The 22497-nt window shown below is 69.1% G+C and carries 27 protein-coding genes and 1 other RNA gene; 15 read left to right on the top strand and 13 right to left on the bottom strand.

Translation table 11 applies throughout. From position 1 onward, the window contains the following. Nucleotides 1-1287 carry a TetR/AcrR family transcriptional regulator gene (locus JK358_RS08505; protein ID WP_201945318.1) on the bottom strand — a complete coding sequence of 429 codons (1287 nt, stop codon included), beginning with the start codon at nucleotides 1285-1287 and terminating at the stop codon, nucleotides 1-3. Nucleotides 1288-1485: 198 nt separating this feature from the next. Here JK358_RS08505 and JK358_RS08500 point away from each other — a divergent pair, with 198 nt between their 5' ends. The 4 genes from JK358_RS08500 (at nucleotide 1486) to JK358_RS08485 (ending at nucleotide 4213) form a co-directional block, all read left to right on the top strand. Beyond that, a complete protein-coding gene (locus JK358_RS08500; protein ID WP_269811770.1) occupies nucleotides 1486-2373 on the top strand; it encodes a metal ABC transporter substrate-binding protein in 888 nt (295 codons plus the stop codon). Further along, nucleotides 2370-3122 carry a metal ABC transporter ATP-binding protein gene (locus JK358_RS08495; protein WP_201945316.1) on the top strand — a complete coding sequence of 251 codons (753 nt, stop codon included), beginning with the start codon at nucleotides 2370-2372 and terminating at the stop codon, nucleotides 3120-3122. The genes JK358_RS08500 and JK358_RS08495 overlap by 4 nt, the downstream gene beginning before the upstream one ends. A 2-nt stretch (nucleotides 3123-3124) precedes the next feature. Further along, on the top strand, nucleotides 3125-3997 hold the full coding sequence (locus JK358_RS08490) for a metal ABC transporter permease (protein WP_201945315.1): 873 nt from the start codon (nucleotides 3125-3127) through the stop codon (nucleotides 3995-3997). A gap of 72 nt (nucleotides 3998-4069) precedes the next feature. Further along, on the top strand, nucleotides 4070-4213 hold the full coding sequence (locus JK358_RS08485; protein WP_201945314.1) for a DUF8730 family Cys-rich protein: 144 nt from the start codon (nucleotides 4070-4072) through the stop codon (nucleotides 4211-4213). A 13-nt stretch (nucleotides 4214-4226) separates the two neighbouring features. On the opposite strand, the gene JK358_RS08480 is transcribed toward JK358_RS08485, so the two are convergent. The 5 genes from JK358_RS08480 to JK358_RS08460 form a co-directional block, all read right to left on the bottom strand. Continuing rightward, on the bottom strand, nucleotides 4227-4949 hold the full coding sequence (locus JK358_RS08480; RefSeq protein ID WP_201945313.1) for a SanA/YdcF family protein: 723 nt from the start codon (nucleotides 4947-4949) through the stop codon (nucleotides 4227-4229). 75 nt (nucleotides 4950-5024) lie between these two features. Beyond that, on the bottom strand, nucleotides 5025-5660 hold the full coding sequence (locus JK358_RS08475) for a TetR/AcrR family transcriptional regulator (protein ID WP_201945312.1): 636 nt from the start codon (nucleotides 5658-5660) through the stop codon (nucleotides 5025-5027). Nucleotides 5661-5778: 118 nt separating this feature from the next. Then, nucleotides 5779-5952 (bottom strand): hypothetical protein, encoded by a 174-nt coding sequence (locus JK358_RS08470; RefSeq protein WP_201945311.1) that lies wholly within the window; start codon nucleotides 5950-5952, stop codon nucleotides 5779-5781. A gap of 141 nt (nucleotides 5953-6093) precedes the next feature. Further along, entirely contained in the window at nucleotides 6094-6609 is a 516-nt protein-coding gene (locus tag JK358_RS08465; RefSeq protein ID WP_201945310.1) for a gamma carbonic anhydrase family protein, read from the bottom strand. A 56-nt stretch (nucleotides 6610-6665) separates the two neighbouring features. Continuing rightward, nucleotides 6666-7625: a GlxA family transcriptional regulator gene (locus tag JK358_RS08460; RefSeq protein WP_201945309.1), complete on the bottom strand. Its 960-nt coding sequence runs from the start codon at nucleotides 7623-7625 to the stop codon at nucleotides 6666-6668. Nucleotides 7626-7696: 71 nt separating this feature from the next. On the opposite strand from JK358_RS08460, the gene JK358_RS08455 reads away from it, so the two are divergent. Beyond that, entirely contained in the window at nucleotides 7697-8479 is a 783-nt protein-coding gene (locus JK358_RS08455) for an MBL fold metallo-hydrolase (RefSeq protein ID WP_201945308.1), read from the top strand. Nucleotides 8480-8535: 56 nt separating this feature from the next. Continuing rightward, the gene (gene ald / locus JK358_RS08450; protein ID WP_201945307.1) at nucleotides 8536-9651 is read left to right on the top strand and encodes an alanine dehydrogenase; all 1116 of its coding nucleotides are present in this window, start codon (nucleotides 8536-8538) and stop codon (nucleotides 9649-9651) included. 32 nt (nucleotides 9652-9683) lie between these two features. Here the strand turns inward: ald and sigJ are convergent, their stop codons facing one another. The 5 genes from sigJ to JK358_RS08425 form a co-directional block, all read right to left on the bottom strand. Beyond that, nucleotides 9684-10658 (bottom strand): RNA polymerase sigma factor SigJ, encoded by a 975-nt coding sequence (sigJ, locus tag JK358_RS08445; protein ID WP_201945306.1) that lies wholly within the window; start codon nucleotides 10656-10658, stop codon nucleotides 9684-9686. 196 nt (nucleotides 10659-10854) lie between these two features. Next, entirely contained in the window at nucleotides 10855-11880 is a 1026-nt protein-coding gene (locus JK358_RS08440) for a cobalamin biosynthesis protein (RefSeq protein WP_201945305.1), read from the bottom strand. A gap of 35 nt (nucleotides 11881-11915) precedes the next feature. Continuing rightward, the gene (locus JK358_RS08435) at nucleotides 11916-12866 is read right to left on the bottom strand and encodes an SURF1 family cytochrome oxidase biogenesis protein (RefSeq protein ID WP_201946210.1); all 951 of its coding nucleotides are present in this window, start codon (nucleotides 12864-12866) and stop codon (nucleotides 11916-11918) included. 35 nt (nucleotides 12867-12901) lie between these two features. Beyond that, nucleotides 12902-13399 carry a low molecular weight protein-tyrosine-phosphatase gene (locus tag JK358_RS08430; RefSeq protein ID WP_201945304.1) on the bottom strand — a complete coding sequence of 166 codons (498 nt, stop codon included), beginning with the start codon at nucleotides 13397-13399 and terminating at the stop codon, nucleotides 12902-12904. Between the two features lie 83 nt (nucleotides 13400-13482). Beyond that, entirely contained in the window at nucleotides 13483-13674 is a 192-nt protein-coding gene (locus tag JK358_RS08425) for a hypothetical protein (RefSeq protein ID WP_201945303.1), read from the bottom strand. A 473-nt stretch (nucleotides 13675-14147) separates the two neighbouring features. Here JK358_RS08425 and cobC point away from each other — a divergent pair, with 473 nt between their 5' ends. Both cobC and JK358_RS08415 read left to right on the top strand, forming a co-directional pair. Further along, on the top strand, nucleotides 14148-15224 hold the full coding sequence (cobC, locus tag JK358_RS08420) for an Rv2231c family histidinol phosphate aminotransferase CobC (protein ID WP_504739705.1): 1077 nt from the start codon (nucleotides 14148-14150) through the stop codon (nucleotides 15222-15224). 34 nt (nucleotides 15225-15258) lie between these two features. Then, on the top strand, nucleotides 15259-16389 hold the full coding sequence (locus JK358_RS08415; RefSeq protein WP_201946208.1) for a Nif3-like dinuclear metal center hexameric protein: 1131 nt from the start codon (nucleotides 15259-15261) through the stop codon (nucleotides 16387-16389). A 253-nt stretch (nucleotides 16390-16642) separates the two neighbouring features. Here the strand turns inward: JK358_RS08415 and JK358_RS08410 are convergent, their stop codons facing one another. Further along, nucleotides 16643-17083, bottom strand: a complete 441-nt coding sequence (locus JK358_RS08410; RefSeq protein WP_201945301.1) for an OsmC family protein — start codon at nucleotides 17081-17083, stop codon at nucleotides 16643-16645. Between the two features lie 166 nt (nucleotides 17084-17249). Between JK358_RS08410 and JK358_RS08405 the strand changes: the two genes are divergently transcribed. From JK358_RS08405 to JK358_RS08395, 3 genes are read left to right on the top strand one after another with little or no spacing between them, the layout of a single operon-like run. After that, nucleotides 17250-17987: a zinc ribbon domain-containing protein gene (locus JK358_RS08405; protein WP_201945300.1), complete on the top strand. Its 738-nt coding sequence runs from the start codon at nucleotides 17250-17252 to the stop codon at nucleotides 17985-17987. Nucleotides 17988-18041: 54 nt separating this feature from the next. Then, nucleotides 18042-19232 carry a bifunctional RNase H/acid phosphatase gene (locus JK358_RS08400; RefSeq protein WP_201945299.1) on the top strand — a complete coding sequence of 397 codons (1191 nt, stop codon included), beginning with the start codon at nucleotides 18042-18044 and terminating at the stop codon, nucleotides 19230-19232. Nucleotides 19233-19280: 48 nt separating this feature from the next. Beyond that, on the top strand, nucleotides 19281-20261 hold the full coding sequence (locus JK358_RS08395) for a YihY/virulence factor BrkB family protein (protein ID WP_201945298.1): 981 nt from the start codon (nucleotides 19281-19283) through the stop codon (nucleotides 20259-20261). On the opposite strand, the gene JK358_RS08390 is transcribed toward JK358_RS08395, so the two are convergent. Further along, nucleotides 20225-21112, bottom strand: a complete 888-nt coding sequence (locus JK358_RS08390) for an alpha/beta hydrolase (protein WP_201945297.1) — start codon at nucleotides 21110-21112, stop codon at nucleotides 20225-20227. The two genes, JK358_RS08395 and JK358_RS08390, sit on opposite strands and share 37 nt — an antisense overlap. Before the next feature lie 29 nt (nucleotides 21113-21141). On the opposite strand from JK358_RS08390, the gene rnpB reads away from it, so the two are divergent. The 4 genes from rnpB (at nucleotide 21142) to JK358_RS08375 (ending at nucleotide 22492) form a co-directional block, all read left to right on the top strand. Continuing rightward, nucleotides 21142-21564: RNase P RNA component class A (rnpB, locus tag JK358_RS08385), an RNA gene on the top strand. Nucleotides 21565-21691: 127 nt separating this feature from the next. Beyond that, complete coding sequence (locus JK358_RS08380) at nucleotides 21692-21874, top strand: hypothetical protein (protein WP_201945296.1); 183 nt, start codon at nucleotides 21692-21694, stop codon at nucleotides 21872-21874. Beyond that, nucleotides 21871-21999, top strand: coding sequence for a hypothetical protein (locus JK358_RS39915; RefSeq protein ID WP_269811769.1), 129 nt, complete (start codon nucleotides 21871-21873; stop codon nucleotides 21997-21999). The genes JK358_RS08380 and JK358_RS39915 overlap by 4 nt, the downstream gene beginning before the upstream one ends. Before the next feature lie 223 nt (nucleotides 22000-22222). Beyond that, entirely contained in the window at nucleotides 22223-22492 is a 270-nt protein-coding gene (locus JK358_RS08375; protein ID WP_307817392.1) for a hypothetical protein, read from the top strand. Nucleotides 22493-22497: the final 5 nt, after the last annotated feature.

The raw sequence follows: 22497 nt of genomic DNA, 5'->3' as shown, positions 1-22497 counted from the left end.
TTACTCCGTTGTCTCGGTGGGTAATTGGGAACGGTCCAGGAGCGCGCTGATGGCGCGCGAGGACAGGGGGGTGTCGGGGGCCAGCGTCAGCACCGCCTGGCCGTTGGCGAACAGGCCGGCCACCAGCAGTTCCCGGATCTGTACCCGGCTGAGTGCACGGGTGCGCAACCATTCGGCGACCGTGCCTTCGACGAAGCCGATCCAGCCCGCGATGGCGGTGCGCGCCAGGGGAGTTCCGGGGCCGCCGCTCATCTCGATCAGCAGGCCGTCGATCAGCCGGTCGGTCTGCCGCTGCTGGATGGCCCGCAGTTCGGCGTCCGGCGTGCGGGTCGACAGCGCCAGGGGAGAGCCCTCGAATTCCTCCGCGGTATCGAGATACATATCGAGACCTCGAATGAGCCTGGACACCGCGGGCCCGCGCAGCGCCTGCAGGCGATTCCAGAAATCACTGTGGACGGCCTCGGCCGCGGCCAGATAGAGACCGCGCTTGCCGCCGAAGTGATAGGTGATCAACCCGATGGCCACCCCGGCGCGCTGCGCGATCTCGGTGGTGGACACCTCGTCGAAGCGTTTGGTGCGGAAGACCGTGACGGCCGCGTCGAGCAGCGCGGCCCGGGTCTCCGCACTGCGGCTGGAGGCGGTACGCGGGTTTGAATGCTTTTCAATACTGCCGGACGGACCGGTTTGAACGTCTTTCAACTCTGGGTCGCCGCCGTTGAGCAGCGCGGGCAGCAGCGCCATGATCCGATCGGCCGTGACCGTCTCGTCGACCAGGCGTTCCACCGCCAAACCGACACCCAGGCCGAAGACGGTTCGCGCGGCGTCCCGGTACGGTTCGGCGTCCCGGGATCCGCCGAGGTCGGCGAACAGCCCGGCCAGGGCGTCCTGAACGGCGGCCAGATTGGCGGCGAGCTGGTCGCGCAGCCGCGGGTCGTTCCGCGCGGCGAGCGTCAACTCGAATTCGAGCCGGTTGCGGCCGTGGTCGGCGATACCCGCGCGGGCCCATGCGCCGAATGCGGCGAGCCGCTCCGCGGTGGTCCGGGCCGGGCCGCGCATGGCCTTGATCGAGGCCACGGCCTCGACGTGGATCAGTTCCACGACTTCCAGGCAGAGCTCGTTCTTACTGCGGAAATTCGAGTACACCGCGCCTTTGGAGTACCCGGCCGCCTCCGCGAGCCTGGCCAGGGAGGTGTTCGCCATCCCGTCCGCGATGAACAGGTCACGGGCGGTGCGCACCAGATCGGTCCGGGTGCGCGCCTGGCTCTCCGGTCGTGACATGCGTGCCATGCGATCAAAATACTAGCGGTATTTGAATTCCGCCAGACTCGGATTTCCGCGACCGGCTTTACGCCTCATGTGCCCGCCCGTCAAGGGGTGTTTTCGCGCACCCGGGGGTTGAAAGTTAGGGTCGCCGAACTTTACATTCAGGTGATGAAGGTTTGGCCCCACCGATTTCGGAGTGCTCCTCGGCGTGCGCTCATCGCGATGCTCGCCGTCTCCGCGACGGCAATCGCGCTCACCGGCTGCGGGAGTAGCGACTCCGGCGATGACAAACCGGTGGTGCTGACCACCTTCACCGTGCTCGCCGATATCGCGCGCAATGTGGCGGGGGAGCATCTCACCGTCGAGTCGATCACCAAGCCCGGGGCCGAGATCCACGGCTACGAGCCGACCCCCGGCGACATCCGGACCGCGTCCAAGGTGGATCTGATCATCGACAACGGACTCAACCTGGAAGCCTGGTTCGCACAATTCGTCGCCGATCTGGATGTGAAGCACGTGGTCGTCACCGACGGCGTCACCCCGATCGCCATCGGCGAGGACGCCTACCAGGGCAAGCCGAACCCGCACGCGTGGATGTCACCGCTCAACGTGCAGATCTACGTGGACAATATGGTGCGGGCCTTCGGCGAACTGGATCCCGCGCACGCCGGCGACTTTCGCGCCAACGGCGACGCCTACAAGGGCAAACTGCAGCAGGTGCACAGCGAGCTGACCACGACGCTGTCGGCGCTGCCGAGCAATGAGCGGGCGCTGGTCACCTGCGAGGGCGCGTTCTCGTACCTGGCGCGCGATGCCGGGCTCACCGAGAAGTACATCTGGGCCGTGAACGCGGAGCAGCAGGCGACCCCGCAGCAGATCACCTCCGCCATCGAATTCGTGCGCACCAACAAGGTTCCCGCTGTGTTCTGTGAGTCGACGGTGTCGGACGCGCCCATGCAACGGGTGGTCGAAGCCACCGGGGCCAAGTTCGGCGGCACCCTGTACGTGGACTCGCTGTCCGATGAAAACGGCCCTGTCCCTACGTATCTGGATCTCATCAAGCACGATGCCGCGACCATCAGCGCGGGTCTGACGGGACGGACGTCATGAACGCGATCGAAATCGACAGCGTCACAGTTCATTACGGTGAGGTGTCCGCCCTGGAGGGCGTCTCGCTCACCCTCGGCCACGGCCGGATCTGCGGGCTGGTCGGCATGAACGGCTCAGGCAAATCCACGCTGTTCAAGACCATCATGGGCCTGGTCGCGCCCGATCACGGCACCGTGCGCATCGACGGCGGCACGTCGGCCGCGGCCCGCAGATCCGGTGTGCTCGGCTATGTTCCGCAGAGCGAGGACGTGGACTGGAGTTTCCCGCTCTCGGTCCACGACATCGTCATGACCGGCCGCTACGGGAAGATGGGATTCACCCGCCGCCCGCGCCGCGCCGATCGGGAAGCCGTCGCCGAGGCGCTGGCTCGCGTCGAATTGACGGATCTGGCGGACCGGCAGATAGGGCAGCTCTCGGGCGGGCAGCGCAAGCGCGCCTTCGTGGCCCGCGGACTCGCGCAGGGCGCGACGGTCCTGCTGCTCGACGAACCGTTCGCGGGCGTCGACAAACGCTCGGAGGCCACCATCACCGCGGTCCTGCGCGAACTGGCCGATTCCGGTGCCGCCGTGCTGATTTCGACGCACGACCTGCACGCCCTGCCCGGCCTGGCCGACGAGGCGATCCTGCTCATGCGCCACGTCCTCGCCCACGGTGCGCCGGACGAGGTGCTGCGGCCGGAAAACCTCGCCCGCGCCTTCGGCATGGATGTGCTCGAGAGCGCCCGCGACGACCTGCGTAAGGCCGGATGACCATGAGCCTCAACGAATTCCTCATCGAACCGCTCAGCTACGACTTCATGACCCGGGCGCTGATCACCTGCCTGATCACGGCCGTGGTGTGCGCGGTGCTGTCCTGCTGGCTGGTGCTCATCGGCTGGTCGCTCATGGGTGACGCGGTCTCGCACGCGGTGCTGCCGGGCGTGGTCCTCGCCTATATCGTCGGCGCGCCCTTCGCGGTCGGCGCGGTGATCTTCGGTTTCCTCGCGGTCGCCCTCATCGGCGTGGTCCGCAGCACCAGCCGGGTCAAGGAGGATGCGGCCATCGGCATCGTCTTCACCACGCTGTTCGCCTTCGGCCTGGTGCTGGTCTCGGTGACGCCGAGCCAAACCGACCTGAACCACATCATTTTCGGCAATCTGCTGGGTGTGAGCCGCGCCGAACTGATCCAGGTCGCCATCCTGGCCGCCATCGTGCTGGCCGCGCTCGTACTCAAGCGCCGCGACTTCACCCTGTACGCGTTCGACCCCACCCACGCGCACGCCCTGGGACTGCGACCGCGCCTGCTGGGGGCCGGGCTGCTGGCACTGCTGGCCTTGACCGCGGTCCTCTCCCTGCAGGCCGTCGGCGTGATCCTGGTGGTGGCCATGCTGATCATCCCGGGCTCGACGGCGTATCTGCTCACCGATCGATTCGGCCGCATGCTGCTCATCGCACCGGTCATCTCGGCGGTCTGCTCGGTGGCCGGACTGTATCTGAGCTACCACGTCGACACCGCTCCGGGCGCCATGGTGGTGGTCGCGCAGGGTGTCGTCTTCACCCTCGTCTACCTCTTCGCCCCACGTCAGGGCGTGATCGGCAAGCGTATCGGCGCGGCCCGCCGCAGGTCGGCGGCCGCCGCTGCCTGATGCCCTGAACAGCCGCTTCTCCCAGGTCAGTACCATTTCGGGGGGATCCCGACGACCTGAGGAGAACGACCCATGTGCTACCCCGTTGCCTGCACCTGTGGAAAGACGACCTGGGACGGCTGCGGCGCCCACGTCGACGAGGTCCGCGCCATGGTGCCCGAGGCCGACTGGTGCCAGGGCCACGCCGCGGAGGCCACCGCCACCGAGGCGCGCTGACCGGCGCTGTCGGCTACGGGTTCGCGGCCATGGCGTCGCGGACCGTGGTTTCCTGATTTCCCAGGAAGGTCGGCTCGGGCTGCACGATGATCGAGTACATGGCCTTGGTGGTGGCCAGCTGATCGCGGAACCAGCACTTCCAGTAGACGCCGTTGTGGTCCTGGCCGTCATCGCCCACGGCCACCGCGTCGATGCCCACCGACCGGCACAGGGCGATGGTGCGCGGCAGTGAGAAGTCCTGGGTCACCGCGATGGCGGAGTCGACGCCGAAGACCTCGTGGGCGCGGGCGCAGGATTCGTAGGTGCTGAAACCCGCGTAGTCGAGGGCGATCTTGCTCGCGGGAACGCCCTTGGCGACCAGGTAGTTGCGCATGACCGTCGGCTCGTCGTAGCTGCTGCGGCCGTTGTCGCCGGTCACCAGAATGGCCTTCACCTTGCCCGCCTCGAGCAGTGCGCGACCGAGGTCCAGGCGTGCGGCCAGGAACGGGGACGGCTGCCCGTCGGCGTAGATCTCCGCGCCGAAGACGATGGCGACATCCTTGTTCGGCGCGGATTCGGCGCTGTACTGGAAGTCGTCGGTGGTGTAGCGGACCCACAGGATCGAGCTCAGCGTCAGCAGGATTGCGCCGATCACGCTCGCCACCAACAGTTTTCCCACGCGGCGCGGTGGGAACCAGCGGAGCAGCAGGGTGCGGGCGGGCCGGGTGTGGAGCTCGAGGCGGGCACGGAACTTCATGGCGGCAGTGTGTCGCGCCCGCCTCAACAGATGCTTATCGAGCCCTTGTCGATCTTGGCGTGCCGATCGGGCGGCTCACACCTGCTGCTGGACGCCGACCATGGGAAGCATTGTGCGCCGGGCGAATTCACGGGCCGCCTGTTCATCGGTGAGCGGGATGAGGCCGTCGGGGGTGAGCACCAGCGAATGTCCGAGGCGGGCGAAGATCTCGGCCACCAGCTCGGCGTCGAAGTCTGGTGCGGCGCCGGCCTGCTGCAGCACCCGCAGTTTGTCGGCCAGGTATGAACGGCCCACGGCCAGAACGGGTCCCGCCTGGGTGGTGAGGCGGGGCAGGATGATCTCCGGCTCGGTGCGCAGTAGTCGTTGCAGCAGTTGATTATTGGCGAGATTGGTGATGAAGGCGACGAAGATCTCCACCATCTGCTCGTCCACCGCCCGGCCGTCGCGCGACACGGTCTGCACCCGCTCCTCGATCTGGGCGACGAAGAGCTGGGCCTCGCGCACGCCCACCGCCTCCACCAGATCGTTCTTCGATTCGAAGCGGCGATACAGCGTGGCCGGGCTGATGCCGGCGCGACGTGCTATCTCTCCCATGCTGGTTCGCTTGATGCCGAAGTCCAGGAACGCCGACAGGGCGCTCTCCAGGAGCTGTTCGCCTTCCGCCCGCGGCTTCTCCAGAATGCGTTGCAGGATGGTGGGCACCGAGGGCATCGAGTCTCCAGTCGATCGGTCGAAAACCGCGACGTTGCGGCGAATGCCGCGCCATTATCTCACTGGTGCCCGGAGCGCGATGCGCGGTGGCGTCCATCGGCCGGACGCCGCCGCGCGGTCACCGGACGTTCAACGCCGCCATCTCGCGTTCTATCGCGTTCGCCGCGAAATCGATGCCATTGGAACGCAATTCGTGGACCCGGCGCTGCAGCGCCTCGACACCCCCCGGCTGGGCCGCGATATCGGCCACGCTGATCCGGCGTCGGTGCATACCGTCGTGCTCGTACGACACCGTTCTAACCTCCTGCTAGCCCCGAGCGCGCACCCGGCAAGCGGCGGCACAGCCCGGGCCGCCGGGAACGCTGTGGGCGATGCTAGCAGCCGGTTATATGGTCACTTGTTCAGTGTGGGTGATCTCACACACCCCGTTGAGTCAAAGAACTTGACCCTCGCGGTGCAGGTTCGTGTTGTGCAGGTACACAGCGGCATTCAGCCGAATCCGATCCAGCTCGGCTTCGCCCAGCTCACGGCGTACCTTGCCCGGCACACCCGCCACCAGCGAGCCCGGCGGAATCTGCGCGCCCTCCGGAATCAGCGCATTCGCGGCGATCAAACTTCCCGCGCCGATCACCGCGCCGTTGAGCACCGTCGCCCCCATGCCCACGAGCACATCGTCACCGATCGTGCAGCCGTGCAGAATCGCGTTGTGCCCCACCGATACTCCCGCGCCGATGGTCAGCGGGAACCCCGGGTCGGCATGCAGCACGCAGCCGTCCTGGATATTGGTGCGATCCCCGATGGTGATGTCCTCCAGATCGCCGCGCACGACCGCCGAGTACCAGACGCTCACCTCGGCCGCGATCTTCACGCGCCCGATCACCGTGGCATTGGGCGCGATCCACGCGGCCTCGTCGATCTGCGGAGCATGCTCACCCAGTTGAATCCTCATAGACGTGAACCTAGAGCACCGGCGCGGAACCGACGGCGGCACGGTGGGCGGTGCGCCTAGACCATCGCGGTGGAACGGAAGGCGGCGCGGTGCGCGGCCGGGGAGACGCCCAGCGCGCGGTGGAAGTGGTGGCGCAGATTCACCGCTGTGCCCAAACCCGCGTCGGAGGCGATGCGGTCCATGGTCTCGTCGGTGGACTCCAGCAGCAGGCGGGCGCGGTCCACACGCTGCTGCAGCAGCCACTGCTGCGGGCTCGACGCGGTGCGCTCCCGGAAATGCCGGGTGAAGGTGCGGCGGGACATGAGGGCCGTGCGCGCCCAGGTGTCGAGGTCGATGGGCTCGCTGAGATTGGTTCGCGCCCAGACCATCGCGTGCTCCAAGGGATCGTCGTCGATCGGCTCGGGCACGGCCACCGGAATGTACTGCGCCTGCGAGCCACTGCGATGCGGGGCCAGCACCAGCGCCCGCGCCAGCTCGGTGGCATTGCGGCTGCCGAAATCGCTGCGCACCAGGTGCAGGCAGCAGTCCAGCGCCGCCGCCACACCCGCGGAGGTGATCAGATCGCCGTGATCCGACCACAGCGTATCGGCGCGCACCCGGACCTTCGGGTAGGCGCGGGCCAGCTCCGACGCGGCCGACCAGTGCGTGGTGATCTCGCGCCCGTCGGCGAGACCGCTGGCCGCGATCGCCCAGGAGCCCAGGCACAATCCGACGATCCGCGCACCCCGATCGTGCGCGCGGTGCAGCGCCTCGCGGGTGGCGTCCGAGAGCTCCAGCTGCTTGCGCCAACTCGGGACCACCACCGTGTCGGCCGCCCGCACCGCCTCCAGCCCGTGCTGCACCATGATGTCGAATCCGGCCGGGGTGGACAGGATTCCGGGCTGCTCCGCGCACACCCGCACCTCGTACGGTGATTCCGCGGCCGCGCCCAGCCCGGCCCGTCCGAACACCAGACTCGGCACCGACAGGTGAAACGGGCTGATGCGTTCGAAGGCGAGCACGGCGATCTGATGCATGGCCCGATTTTATCGATACCCGGCCTCCGGGCCACTGTCCGATCATGTTCGATGCGAGCAGGCTTGCAGCCATGACGAATACGATCGAGACCACCGCCACCATCGAGATCCTGCACATCGGCGGCCCCACCGTCCGGTTCCGCTACGGCAACCTGACCTGGCTCACCGATCCCACGTTCGACGAGCCCGGCGACTACACCACCGGACCGCTCACGCTGCACAAGCTCACCGGGCCCGCCGTCACCGCCGCCAAGGTCGGTCACGTGGACGCCGTCCTGCTGTCGCACGACCAGCATCCCGACAATCTCGACAACTCCGGGCGGGCGTTCCTCGCCGGGGTCGAGCGGGTGCTGTCCACGCCCGACGCCGCCGCGCGCATGGAAGGCGTTGCGGGCCTGGAGAACTGGGAATCCGTGGTGATCGGCGACGTGACCGTCACCGGCGTGCCCGCCCTGCACGGGCCCGAAGGCTGCGAACCCCTGTCGGGGGTCGTCACCGGGTTCGTACTCCAGGCCGCCGGGCTGCCCACCGTGTACGTCTCCGGCGACAACGCCTCCGTCGACCGGGTGGAGCGGATCGTGGAGCGCATCGGGCGCATCGACATCGCGATCCTCAATGTGGGCGCGGCCAATCCGGGACGCTACGGCGACATCGACGTGACGCTCAACGGCCGCAGCGCCGTCGAGGTCGCGAAAGTGCTGGGCGACACTGTGATCGTCCCCGTGCACGCGGAAGGCTGGGCGCACTTCTCCGAAACCCTCGACTACCTCGCCCGCAACTTCGGCTATGCCGGACGCGCCGACCAACTCGTCATCCCCACCCCGGGCGAGCCGCTGATCCTGTCCGCCCGTTAGCAAATCGGATCGTGGCGGTCGTGGCGGCGGGCACTTCGTTGGGCCACGATGCAGGTATGCGGATCGGGGTGCCACGGGAGGTCAAGGAACAGGAGTATCGGGTCGCACTCACACCGGCCGGTGCCGGTGAACTGGTGCGACACGGCCACGAGGTGCTGATCGAAGCCGGAGCGGGCAGCGGCTCCGGCTTCACCGACGCCGAATACACCGGCGTCGGAGCCCGCGTGGTGTTCGGCGCGGAGGAGGTGTGGAGCCTCGCCGATATGATCATGAAGGTGAAAGAGCCCATCGCCGTGGAATACCCGCGGCTGCGGGCCGGGCAGGTGCTCTTCACCTACCTGCACCTGGCCGCCTCCCGGGAATGCACCGAGGCCATTCTCGCGTCCGGCACCACCGCCATTGCCTACGAGACCGTACGCGGCGCCAACGGCTCACTGCCCCTGCTCGCGCCCATGAGCGAAGTGGCCGGGAAACTCGGGACACAGGTCGGGGCGTACCACCTCATGTCGCCGCAGGGCGGTGCGGGCGTACTGCTCGGCGGGGTGCCGGGCGTACGCCACGCGGACGTGGTGGTGCTGGGTGGCGGCGTCGCGGGAACCAATGCGGCGACCGTCGCCCTGGGCATGGGCGCGCTGGTCACCGTGCTCGACACCAACCTCACTCGGCTGCGGGAGCTGGACGCGCTGTACTCCGGCCGCGTCACCACCATCGGATCCAATGCGTCCGAGGTCGAAAAGGCGGTGCTGGCAGCGGATCTGGTGATCGGATCGGTCCTCGTGCCGGGCGCTCGCGCACCCAAACTGGTGACCGACAACCTGGTCGCGGGAATGCGGCCGGGCTCCGTGCTGGTGGACATCGCCATCGACCAGGGCGGCTGCTTCGAGAGCTCGCACCCGACCACGCACGCGAATCCCACCTTCCCCGTAGCGGATTCACTGTTCTACTGCGTGGCCAACATGCCCGGCGCGGTACCGCACACCGCCACCGTCGCGCTCACCAACGCCACCCTGCCCTATGCGCGGTCCATCGCCGACCTCGGCTGGCGCTCGGCCTGTGCGGCGGATCCCGGTCTGGCCCAGGGGCTGACAGCCGACGCGGGACGGCTGTACTCGCCCGAGGTCGCCGCGGCACACGGTATGCGGCTGGTGGCGGCGGCCGCTTCGCCCAACTGACCGCCGCCCGCCGGTCCGCGTTCCGCTCCGGACTATCCGGCCGAATCCTCCGGTGCCACAAAGCCTTCCGGGGCGCGCAGCGCCCAGTCCGGATCCCCGTCCAGCGGCAGGTCACGCAGCTTGTCCGGATTGCGGACCACATCGATATTCGTGATCCGGCCGTCGTCGATGGTGAACGAGAACACGCCGATGCTCTTCCCGTCGAACACCACCAGCCCCGGCGCCCCGTTGACCAGCACCGAACGACCCCACGCCCCACCGACCTTGGTCGCGAAGCCCAGGAACCCGAGCAGTGTGGTCGCCACCCGATCCGCGCCGTGCAGCGGATGCCGGAACGCGTTGACCTTCCCGCCGCCGTCCGCGGTGAAGGTCACCTCGGAATCCAGCACGCCCAGCAGCGCACTCAGATCCCCGGAGCGCCACGCCACCGCGAAGGCCGACACCACCTTCTCGTGCTCATCCTTGCTGGCCGGAAACCGGGGCGTCCCGCTCTCCACATGCTTGCGCGCCCGGGAAGCCAACTGCCGCACCGCCGCCGGTGTCCGGCCCACCACCTCGGCCACCTCGGGTCCGCTCATCCCGAACACATCCTGGAGCACGAACGCCGTCCGCTCGGCGGGCGACAGCGACTCCAGCACCACCAGCAGCGCGGTGGTGACCCGCTCGTCCTGCGACACCCGATCCGCCGGGTCATCCCACCGCGTCACCTCGGGCTCCGGCAGCCACTCCCCGACGTACTCCTCGCGCCGCGACCGCGCCGACCCCAGATGATCCAGCGCCAGCCGCCCGGTGACAGTCGTCAGCCACGCCCGCAAATTCTCGATCTCGGTCCCCGCGGGCGCGGTCTCGTAGTACCGCTGCAACCGCAACCACGCATCCTGCACCACATCATCGGCATCGCTGAGGCTCCCGAGCGTGCTGTAGGCGACCCGCCGCAGGTACCCCCGATGTTCCTCGAACCGCCGCGCCAACTCCGCCTGATCGGGAACGTCCCGCTCGTCACTCATAGCCACCTCACCGAGTTCGATTCCACCTGCCCGCCGCCGCCGGACAAGCCCTGTCACAGAACCGACGAAACAGCCCCGACCACTGTGACATTCCCCGGCCCGCGGCCGCCGCGCGGCGTCCCCTGTAGGCACGCACGCAACAGCAACCCCGCGACGTCGGGCGAAAGTCCGCGGCCAGATCCGCTGTGCGCCGCTGTCAGCGGCGGGCGAGGACGGCAGCCACGGCCAGCAGCGCGGTGGCGGCTTGGACCGCCTCCGACAGATGCACGGCCCGGCGCAGATCCGGGACCCGGGGTGCGGGGCCGTCACCCAGCGTCGGGCGCATCTCGATGCCGTGGCGGTATTCGGTCTTGCCGCCGAGGCGGATTCCGAGTGCGCCGGCCATGGAGGACTCCGCCACACCGGCATTCGGACTGGGGTGCTGGGCGGCATCGCGACGCCAGGCGCGCCAGGCATCGCGTGGGCGGCCGCCGACGACGGGGGCGAGAACGGTGGTGAGCACCCCGGCAACGCGCGCCGGTCCGAGGTTGGCGACATCATCGGTGCGGGCCGCGGCCCAGCCGAAGTTGTGGTAGCGGTCGTTGCGGTAGCCGACCATCGCGTCGAGGGTGTTGATCGCGCGGTAGGCGAGCAGGCCGGGCACGCCCGCCACCGCGCCCCAGAACAGCGGGGCCACCGTGGCATCCGAGGTGTTCTCGGCGATGGATTCCAATGCGGCGCGGGCCAATCCGTCGGCGTCGAGCACCTCCGGATCACGGCCACACAGTGACGGCAGCAGCGCGCGGGCACTGTCGAGGTCGCCGGATTCCAGATGATCGGCCATCTCCCGGCCGGTGCGCGCCAAGGTGTGGCCGCCGAGCACGGTCCAGGTGGCGAGCGCGGTCAATGCCACCGCACCGACTGTGCGTCCGGGGGTCGATCGATTCCGCACACCGGCCGACCGCGCTTCGGCGGCCTGTAGGCGGCGTGCCTGGCGCGCGGTCAGCGGTCGTTGCGGTGCCACGAGACGCTGCGCCGCGATTCCCAGACCGGTGACACCGCCCACGAGGATTACCTCGTGCGCCACGCCGGCGGCACGGCTGTCCCGGTAGGTGACCTTCTCCAGCGCCATTGCCGCCGAACCGAATCCGGCGACCGGGTGACCGCGCCGGGGATCACCGAGCACGCGATCCAGGGCGAAGCCGAGTAGGAGCCCGGCCGCGGTTGCAGTCCTCGTACGCACCGGTCGAGGTTAGCCGTTGCCCGTGCGGCCGCCGATCAGCGGCGGGTGCCGCCGTAGCGGTCCGCGAGGCGGGCTTCATTGCTGCGCTTGGCGGATTCGGCTTTTCGGTCGGCGTGGACCGCAGCCGTTGTCTCGGCCGTGGCCGGTGTGTCCGCGGCTGCGGGGGAATCGGTGGGCGTGCTGGTTACCGGTTCCGTTCCGGTCGAGCCCGCGGATTCGGTTGTCGCTTCCGCGCGTTCGCGTCGGCGGGCACGGAGTTCGGCGTAGACGAAATAGCCGAGGCCGAGCGGGGCCATGATGCCGAAGGCCAGCCACTGCAGGCCGTAGGACAGGTAGGGGCCGGCGTCGAGCTGGGGGAGGGCCACGGGAGTGAATGCGCCGGGCTGGTTCTCCGCCAGCTGGAGGTAGCCGCCGCGACCGTCGGTGGGCACGGGCGTGATGGGGAGGCCGAGCACCGTTGCCTCCTGGGCGGTGTCGATCGAGTACACCTGCCGGTAGCCGTCCTCGGTGGTGGGCGGCTTGGAGTCGATGACGCCCTCGGAGGCGCGGATGCGGGCCTCGAGATGCTGGGGGCCCGCCGGGGGATCGGCGAGTTGCGGTGGGCGCGTGCCGTTCACGGCCGCGACCAGGCCCCGGTCCACGAGCACGGTAGTGCCGTCGTCGAGCCGGAAGGCGGCCAGCACCGCGTACCCGGGCGCGCCGTCGAGGTGCCGCAGCCGCACCAGCACCGTCGAATCCGGGACGTAGCTGCCGTTCGCGGTGACCCGCCGCCACTCGGTGTCCGCACCGGTGCCGCCGAGCATGCCGCTCACATCCACGGGCGCGGCGTCCACCGAATCCGCGATCCGCTGATTGCGTTCCGACGTCGACTCGTTCTTCCCCAGCTGCCACGGCGCCAGCACCGTGAAGCACATGTACGCGAACCCGGCGACCACGATCGCCAGAATCACCCAGCTCGGCCGCAGCAGGAAGGTGAGCCGCCGCAGCCCCGAAACCTTGGAGCCGCCGGAATTCGCGCCGCTCATGCCCGCTCGCCTCCCGGCTCACCGAGCTGCTCGCGCACCCACTCCAGCAGTCCCGGCACGGCCGCCTCGATCTGCGCCCGCACCAGCTCGAAATCCGATATGCCGCCGTAGTACGGATCCGGCACATTCCGTCCGTCGGCGTACGGGTCGAAACTGCGCAGCAGCCGCCGCCGATCGCTGGGCACCCCCAGCCGCGCCAGATCCCGCTCGTGCCCGGTGTCCAGCGCGACCACCAGATCCGCGTCCAGATGATCGTCCCCGACCACCGCGGCCACATGCCCCACCGGATACCCGTGCCGCAGCAACGTCTCCGTCGTGCGCGAATCGGCCTCGTCCCCCACATGCCAGCTACCGGTCCCGGCACTGCTCACCCGCACCCGATCAGCCAACCCGGCCCGCTCCAGATGCGCCGCGAAAATCTTCTCCGCCATCGGGGAACGACAGATGTTTCCCGTGCACACGAATGTCACATGCAGCTCGCCCACGACAGCCATTCTGTCCGGTGCCCCCCGCCCCCGGCCACGTCGGGTCTCGCCTGTGCCCCAGAACACGCGGCGCGGTGATCCGGAGGGCGCGCCTATTCGGCCTGCTCGATCCGATCCAGCGCCGCGTCCAGCTCGCGGCCGATCTCGTCCAGTCCGGCGATGAGCTGATCCAGATGGTCGTTCACGCCCGCGAACTCATCCACGAAGTCCAGATCTCCGAAGGCCGCCCGAATGATGGCGGTCTGCTCGGCGAGTTCGGCCAACTGCGGATCGGGTTCGGTCACAGGGCGAGAATACCGAGCGCACCCCGACTTCCGGGGACCGCACGACGGACCGTTTCCGGTGTGGGCGACTTCGGAACCGGGCCGACGCCGGGTGCCGTCGCTGTCCCAGCGGCGCGGGTAACCCGGAGGGCATGACCATCCGGCCCGCCGGATCCTTTCCGATACCCGGCCGACCCCGTCCAGCCCGGCGATGAGCGAGTCCAGGGGTCACTCGCCGCGGGTTCGGCCACGGGCGCGCGATGACCGGGAACGCGCTCGCCGTAGGAGCCGGACGCCCGGCCGTTCCGGCCTCGGACAAGCCCCGAATCCGGCCACGTAGGGTGTCCGCTGTGCCCCAGGACACGCCGCGAACACGCGGCACCGACGAACCCGGAGGTGGCGACCCGACCCGAGCCGCCACGTTCAGCCCTGGCCGGCGCACGGCCCACACTCACGGGGCGGAGAACCACGTCGCCGCGCACGCGGCCGGTTACGTGGCGGGCGTCGATCATGAGAAGCTGCGGCATCACGGGGATGTGGAGGCGCGGCCGGGGATGGTCGACTTCGCGGTGAATGTGCAGGGGAGTGGGCCGCCGGAGTGGCTGCGGGAGCGGCTCGCGGGGCGGCTCGGGGAACTGGGCCGGTATCCCGATGCTCGCGAGGAGCGGGCCGCGCGGGCTGCGGTCGCGGCGCGGCACGGGCGGCGACCGGAGGAAGTGCTGCTGCTGGCCGGGGCGGCTGAGGGTTTCGCCATGCTGCCCCGGCTCGCGCCCACGCTGGCGGCCGTGATCCACCCGTCCTTCACCGAACCCGAACTCGCCCTGCGCGAGGCCGGGGTGCCGGTGGCGCGGGTGACCCTGAATCCGCCGTACACCCTCGACGGGGTCGCCGCGACCGCTGCGGATGCTGTGGGGGCGGGAGTCGGCGACGGTGGGGTGCCGGAGGCGGCGGACTTGGTGGTGGTGGGGAATCCCACCAATCCGACGTCGGTGTTGCATCCGCGGGAGAGCATTCTCGCGTTGCGGCGGGCGGGGCGGATCGTCGTCGTGGACGAGGCTTTCGCGGATGCGGTGGTGGGGGAGCCGGAATCGCTTGCGGGGCAGAGTTATCCGGATGTGCTGGTGTTGCGGAGTCTCACCAAGACGTGGGCGCTGGCGGGATTGCGGTGCGGGTACTTTCTCGGTGATCCGGACGTGCTCGCACGGTTGAATCACGGGCGGCCGCACTGGCCGTTGGGGACGCTGCAACTGGAGGCGATCGTGGCGACGGCCGCGCCGGACGCGGTGACCGAGTCGCAGCGCAAGGCCGAGCGCATCGCCGCCGATCGGGAGGCGATGATTCCGCGCCTGCGGGAACTGGGGATCGAGGTGCACGAGCCCGCGCACGGGCCGTTCGTGCTGATTCGGGTGCCGGAAGCGGAGTTGTTGCGAAAGAAGCTCGCGGACAAGGGGATCGCGGTGCGGCGGGGTGATACGTTCCCCGGGCTGGAGCACGGGTTTCTGCGGTTGGCGGTGCGGTCGGCGGGCGAGGTGGATCGGCTGATCGCGGCCGTCCGCGAGGTCGGGTTGTGACGAAAAGTACTGTCTCGGAGGAGGTTCGGTTGTGGTGACGGCGGTGCGGCTGGCGGATGTCATTGCGGCGCTGGATGCGGCCTATCCGCCGCGACTGGCCGAATCCTGGGATTCGGTGGGGCTGGTGGCCGGGGATCCGGGCGATGAGGTGGCGCGGGTGCTGTTCGCCGTGGACGCCACCGCCGCCGTGGTCGACGAGGCGATCGCCTGGGATGCGCAGGCGCTGGTCGTGCATCACCCCCTGCTGCTGCGCGGAGTGGACACCGTGGCCGCCGATACGCCGAAAGGCGCACTGCTGCACCGGCTCATCCGCTCCGGGTGCGCGCTGTTCACCGCGCACACCAATGCCGACTCGGCGGATCCGGGCGTCTCGGATGCGCTGGCGGAAGCGATCGGGCTGACCGTCACCGGTCCGCTCGATGCGAAACCCGTTGCCGCACTGGATAAATGGGAGATCACCGTCCCGCGCGCCCACGCCGAGACCGTGCTGACCGCCCTGTTCGCCGCGGGAGCGGGCGCGAGCGCCGACTACAGCGATGCCGCCTGGCAGGCCACGGGCACCGCGCAATACCGTCCCCTGGACGGCGCGAACCCCGCCCTCGGCACGATCGGCGAACTCCACACCGCCGAGGAAGCCCGCCTCGAGGTCGTCGCACCCCCCTCCCGCCGCGCCGCCGTGTTCGCCGCCCTGCGCACCGCCCACCCCTACGAGGAACCGGCCTACCACGTCACCGAACGCGCGAGCCTCCCGTCCCCGCTCGGCATCGGCCGCGTCGGCGAACTCCCCACCCCGGAATCCCTGCGCGACTTCACCGCCCGCGTCCGCAAGGCCCTCCCGGAAACCACCTGGGGCGTCCGCGCCGCGGGCGACCCCGACCGCGTCATCCGCACCGTCGCCGTCTGCGGCGGCGCGGGAGATTCCTTCCTGGCCAAGGTCTCCCGCCTCGGCGTCGACGCCTACGTCACCTCGGACCTGCGCCACCACCCCGCCGACGAACACCTCCGCACCGGCGGCCCCGCCCTCATCGACGCCGCCCACTGGGCCACCGAATTCCCCTGGTGCGCACAGGCGGAAGCCGTGGTCAAAGCAGCCCTGCCCGCCGTCGAAACCCGCGTCTCCACCCTCCGCACCGACCCCTGGACCCTCGGCGCAGCCGACTGCTGACCGCGCGGACGCCGAGCCCACACCCCCCCCAGAGGGTTCGGGCTGGAAACCGCCGAGCGCTCGCTCCTGAAGATTGGAGTTGGAGCCGCCGAGCGCGCGGCCCTGGGGTTCGGGGGCGGAGCCGCCGAGCGCGAGGCCCTGGGGTTCGGGGGCGGAGCCGCCGAGCGCGCGGCCCTGGGGCCCGGGGGCGGAGCCTCCGAGCGCACGCTTCTGGGGGTTCGGGGGCGGAGCCCCTGAGAGCTACGAGAGTTGTCTACTCCACGACGATCGTCGGTTCGTGGGCGACGGGGAAGTTCACCGAGTTGGCGATGAAGCACTTCTTGTGGGCGTCGTGGTGCAGCCGTTCGGCGGTGTCGATCATGGCCAGGTCGGTGATGGTGACGCGGGGGCGGAGGGTGACGAGTTGGAAGCGTTCGTCGTCCATGACGCCGAGGGCGGTGTCGTGGTAGGCGGTGACGACGACGCCCGCCTCGGCGCACAGGTGCAGGTACCAGAGCATGTGGCAGTCGGAGAGGGAGCCGACGAGGAGTTGTTCGGGGTTCCAGCGGGTGGCGTCGCCGCGGAACTTGGGGTCGGAGGTGGCGGGGATGGGCGGCCGGCCGGCGGCGAGGAGTTCGTGGTTGCGGGAGTAGGAGCGGTAGCCGGTGGTCGCGCCGGCCCAAGTGACCTCGACCTCGTACACATGTTCAGCCATGCTTCGACCCTCGCATATCGGGCTCCTGACCGGCAGTGGATTTCCGGCCGCGCATCCCCAACCAGGCCCGTTTTGCCTGGTTGTGGCCGGGTTGGGGATCGGGACCCCGCCGGGCGGGTACGGTGGGAGTCTTGAACCGTCCATAGCGTCCAGGAGACCTTCCGCGTTGAATGCCGAACCATCGATCCAGTCCAAGCTGCTCGACCTCGCCGCCGTCGACGCCGAACTGACCCGGATCGAGCATCGCCGCAAGGTGCTACCCGAGGAGCAGGAGGTGCGAACTCTCGAGGCCGAGCGCACCGCCCGCAAGGACGCTGCGGTCAAGGTGGAGATCCTCATCGACGATCTCGACCGCGACATCCGCAAACTCGAGGGTGAGATCGACGCCGTCGCCAAGCGCGAGCAGCGCGACAAGGGCCTGCTCACCGCCGGCACGGTCAACGCCAAGCAGCTGTCCGAACTCCAGCACGAGCTGGGCAGCCTGGAGCGCCGCCGCAAGGTCCTCGAGGACGATCTGATCGAGGTCATGGAGCGCCGCGAGGCCGCCGCCGCCGACCACGATCACGCCGGGGCCAACCTCGACCGCGCCGACCAGGACCTGGTGGACGCCGAACGCCGCCGCGACGAGGCGCTCGCCGATCTCGCTGTCGCCCAACAGCGTTGCGACTCCGACCGCGCCGCCCTCACCGCCGTCTTCCCGGCCGAACTCCTGGCCGCCTACGACAAACAGCGCACCGGCTACGGCGTCGGCGCCGCTCTCCTGCAGGCCCGCCGCTGCGGCGCCTGCCGCATCGAACTCGACCGCGGCGAGATCGCCCGCATCGCCAAGGCCGACCCCAACCTGGTCGTCCGCTGCCCCGAATGCAACGCGATCCTGGTCCGCACCAAGCACTCCGGGCTGTGAGTTCACGGCCGCGCACCGGTGACCGATGAGCAGCACGAAGGGTGAGCAGCGCGGATGAACAAGGTGATCGTCGAGGCCGACGGCGGCTCCCGGGGCAACCCCGGCCCCGCCGGGTACGGTGCGGTCGTCTGGGACGACAGTCGCGGGCAGGTGCTCGCCGAGCGTAAGGAATTCCTCGGCACCGCCACCAACAATGTCGCCGAATACCGCGGTCTCATCGCGGGTTTGGAGGCGGCGGCCGAGCTGGGCGCACGTGAGGTGTCGGTGCGCATGGATTCCAAGCTCGTGGTCGAGCAGATGTCGGGCCGCTGGAAGGTCAAGCACGAGGCCATGATTCCGCTGGCCGAGCGCGCCCGGCAGCTGGTGGCCGGATTCGATCGGGTGAGCTTCGCGTGGATTCCGCGCGCGGAGAACTCACACGCGGATCAACTGGCCAACGAGGCCATGGACGACGCGCACCTCGTGGACGAGGTGCGGACGGCCCTGCATACGCCCGCCGCGGCCGAGACGGCGGAGCCCACGGAATCCACGAATTCCGTACGCGCAGAGGCAGGGACGACATCCAGCGCCGCGGGCACCACCGGGCCCGCCCCGGGCGGCACCGCTACCGCGCCCGGATGGACCGGGGCCATGGGGCGTCCGACTCGGCTCCTGCTGCTGCGGCACGGGCAGACGGAACTGTCGGTGGAGCGGCGGTATTCGGGCCGCGGTAATCCGCCGTTGACCGAGCTGGGCCGGGAACAGGCGGCCCATGCGGCGAAAATGCTTGCGGCCAAAGGCGGAATCGCGGCCATCGTGTGCTCGCCGCTCGGCCGTGCCCGGGAGACCGCGGAGGCGGCCGGGCAGGCGCTCGGGGTGCCGGTGCGGGTGCTCGACGGGCTGATCGAAACGGATTTCGGTGCGTGGGAAGGGCTTACGTTCCTGGAGGCGCGGGACCAGGATCCGGAACTGCACGAGCGGTGGCTGGGTGATCCGTCGCTGCCCCCGCCGGGCGGCGAGAGTTTCGATCAGGTGCGGGAGCGGATCGAAGGCGTGCGCCGTGATCTCGTCGCCCTGTACCCGGGCGCGAATGTGCTTGTGGTGAGCCATGTGACGCCGATCAAGACGCTGCTGCAGCTGGCGCTCGGCGTCGGCCCGTCGCTGCTGTACCGGCTGCACCTGGATCTGGCGTCGCTGTCCATCGCCGAGTTCTATCCCGATGGGGGAGCGTCGGTCCGACTGGTGAACGACACCTCGTATCTGTGAGTTTGCGCTCGGTGCCGCCGGGTATCACGGCGTCACCGGAGGTGGCACATGCCCGAGCAGGTCACGATCGATCCCGGCCCGCCGGAAGGTCCCACGGATCTGACCAAGCGGTCCTGGTGGTCGGTGCTGAAGCGCACACTACGTCAGCTCATCGACGACAAGCTCACCGACTGGGCGGCCGCGCTCACGTATTACAGTGTGCTGTCGATCTTTCCGGCGCTGCTGGTGCTCACCGCCCTGCTCGGTCTGCTCGGCCCCGAACCCACGCGGTCGCTGATCGACACCATCCGCCGGATCGGCCCCGGCAGCGGCACCGATCTGCTGGTCTCCGCCATCACCGAACTCCAGGGCTCGCAGTCACTCGCGGGTCCGCTCGCCATTGCCGGTCTGGTGGTGGCGCTGTGGACGGCCTCGGGTTACATCGGCGCGTTCATGCGGGCCTGCAACGCGATCTACGAGATCCCCGAGGGTCGTCCGCTGTGGAAACTGCTGCCCCTGCGGATAGGTCTGACGCTGCTGCTCATGGTGCTGCTGGCGACGGTCCTCGTCGGTGTGGTGCTGACCGGAGCGATCGCCGATCGCGTCGGCGACTGGCTCGGTCTGGGCGAAACCGCCGTCCAGATCTGGGATCTCGCGAAATGGCCGGTGCTGGCGGTGCTGGTGAGTCTGACGTTCGCGCTGCTGTACTGGGCGGCCCCGAATGCCCGGCAGCCGGGATTCCGCTGGCTGAGCCCCGGCAGCGTGCTGGCCGTGGTGATCTGGCTGGTGGCCTCGGCCGGATTCACCTTCTACGCGGCGAATTTCGGCTCCTACAACAAGACCTACGGCTCCCTGGCGGGCGTCGTGGTCTTCCTGATCTGGCTGTGGCTCAGCAATCTGGCCGTGCTGCTGGGCGCGGCGTTCGACGCCGAACTGGCCCGGGCCCGCGGCATCGAACGCGGCCTGCCGCCCGAGCACGAACCGTTCCTGCCGGTGCGCGATCCCGCCGAGGATCAGGGGCGCAGCACGGCGGAGAGGAACTCCGTCTGATCGTAGACGGCCTTCTCGAACCAGTCGTCGAAGTAGATGTCGAAGTGGCCGATCGGATAGCGCTTCACCACAGCGTGTTTCGTGCGTTCGGCGGCCTTCGCCGTCGGTCCGGCGGGCGCGACGGTGTCGTTGTCGCAGATCGCGTAGAACACCGGGGCCTTGATGTCCTTGGTGCGCCGGGCCGGTGAGTCGAACAGGGTCGACAGGCCGACGCGCGCAGCCACTTTCGGCCGGTACTGCGAGCTCTCCTCGGCCAGCCGCCCGTATCCGAAGGGGACATCCGCCGCGCTCATCAGCGCCGAGGAGTGCTTCCCGCCCGCCAGCCGCACCCGGATCGGCTTGCGAATGATCGGGCCCACCAGCAGATCCGTGGTGGCCACCGTCCCCGTCTTCACCAGGCTGATCGGCCCCTTCGCCATGGCCGAGGACCAGCCGCTGGTGAACGGGCACTGCGCCACCACCGCCGCGATGTAGTGATCGTCGGGCGCCACGCTCAATACGTGCCCGCCGCCGAAGGAACTGCCCCACAGGGCGATTCGCGTGGCGTCGATACCTCGTAGGGTGCGTGCGAACGCGATCGCCGCATGCCAGTCCTGGCGCTGCTTCTTGATATTGACGACCTGTCGCGGCTCACCGCCGCTGGCCCCGAAATGCCGGTAGTCGAAGACCAGCGCCGCCATTCCCGCCGACGCGAACCGGCGCGCGTAGCGATCCAGACCCATTTCCCGATCGGCCCCCAGCCCGTGCCCCATGAGCACGAGCGGACGCGGCTTCGGCGGTCCATCCGGCTGATACAGCCACCCCGCGCACTGTTCACCACCGGAAGAGAACCCCACCTCGACACGCTCCATGGCCCCTTACCGTACATTGGTGGCGCGGACGAGTCGGTCGGGCGGTCGCGGCGAAGGGAACGGGCATGAGAATGCCGCTGCCCGTCGTCGAGGAAAGTCCGGACTCCACAGAGCAGGGCGGTTGCTAACGGCAACCCGGGGCGACCCGCGGGACAGTGCCACAGAAAACAAACCGCCGGCGGTGTGCTCCTCGGAGGACACCACCGGTAAGGGTGAAACGGTGCGGTAAGAGCGCACCAGCGCGCCGGGTGACCGGTGCGGCTAGGTAAACCCCGCCCGGAGCAAGGTCGAAGGCCGCACTCGCGAGAGTGCGGCTGCGCAGGCGTTCGAGGGCTGCTCGCCCGAGCCTGCGGGTGGACTGCTCGAGGTACCCGGCAACGGTGTGCCCAGATGGATGACCGTCACCGGTGATTCCACCGGGACAGGATCCGGCTTACAGACCGACTCGTCCGCCTGTACTTCCCGCCGTTCGGCGAACCATCTGGTTTCCACCGTCGCGTGGCCGACGCCACAGTGCCATGATGGAGGCACGCCGCGCAGATATTCCCAAGGCGCAGCGCGAAATTCGCGGAGCGAACAATGGACGTTCTGTTATTGCTGGGCGCCTGGCTCATCGGCCTGGCGGTGATTCTCGGGGCACTGTCGGCCTCGTCGATGCGGGTGGTCGCCCAGTACGAGAAGGGCGTGGTCTTCCGGCTCGGGCGGGCGCGATCGGTCCGGGAACCCGGGCTCGCCGAAGCCGCCGCGAATACAGCCGAATGAGGGAGCTGAAACCCATGTCCTGGTCCATGCTGATCCAGCCTTTGGCGGTGCTGGTGCTGTTCGCCATCGCCTACGCGCTCAAGTTCCTGTCCGCGATGCTGCCCGGCGGATTGCGCGACAGATAGCCGCGATCCGGAGTCCGAGAACGACGTGTCCAACCCGTGACCATCCCGGAACTGGCCTGGGACGTGATCGGCGTCATAAAGTGTTGCGCGTTGGAAAGTTCCGTTGCGATCGCAACGGGCGAAGGGCATTCTCGAACTTCGGAAAGCAGGTCTCATCTATATGCGAATTGCTCGCAAACTGGCAGCAGGCGCGCTCCTTGCCGCTGCCGCTTCCGTTTCGGTTGTGCTGGGATCCGGGTCCGCTTCGGCGTTCGCCGTGACTCCGCTGCCGGGTGGGGTGCAGGTGGATCTCACCCCGGCGGACACGCAGTGGGTGGCCAACACTCAGTTCGGCAACACCATCGCGGGTCTGCCGCACCCGTCGGCAGCCTCGTTCGGCCAGGCGCTGAATTCCGCGGCGGCCCTGTCGTCGCAGTACCCGAACGGCCGCGTGGTCTTCACCGTCTACGGTCCGTTCGATCAGCTGAACGGCACCATGCTGGCCCTGCAGTAAGGGAC

Source organism: Nocardia acididurans (genome assembly GCF_016741815.1).
Lineage (GTDB): Bacteria > Actinomycetota > Actinomycetes > Mycobacteriales > Mycobacteriaceae > Nocardia > Nocardia acididurans.
This window is presented reverse-complemented; position numbering and strand designations above follow the sequence as displayed.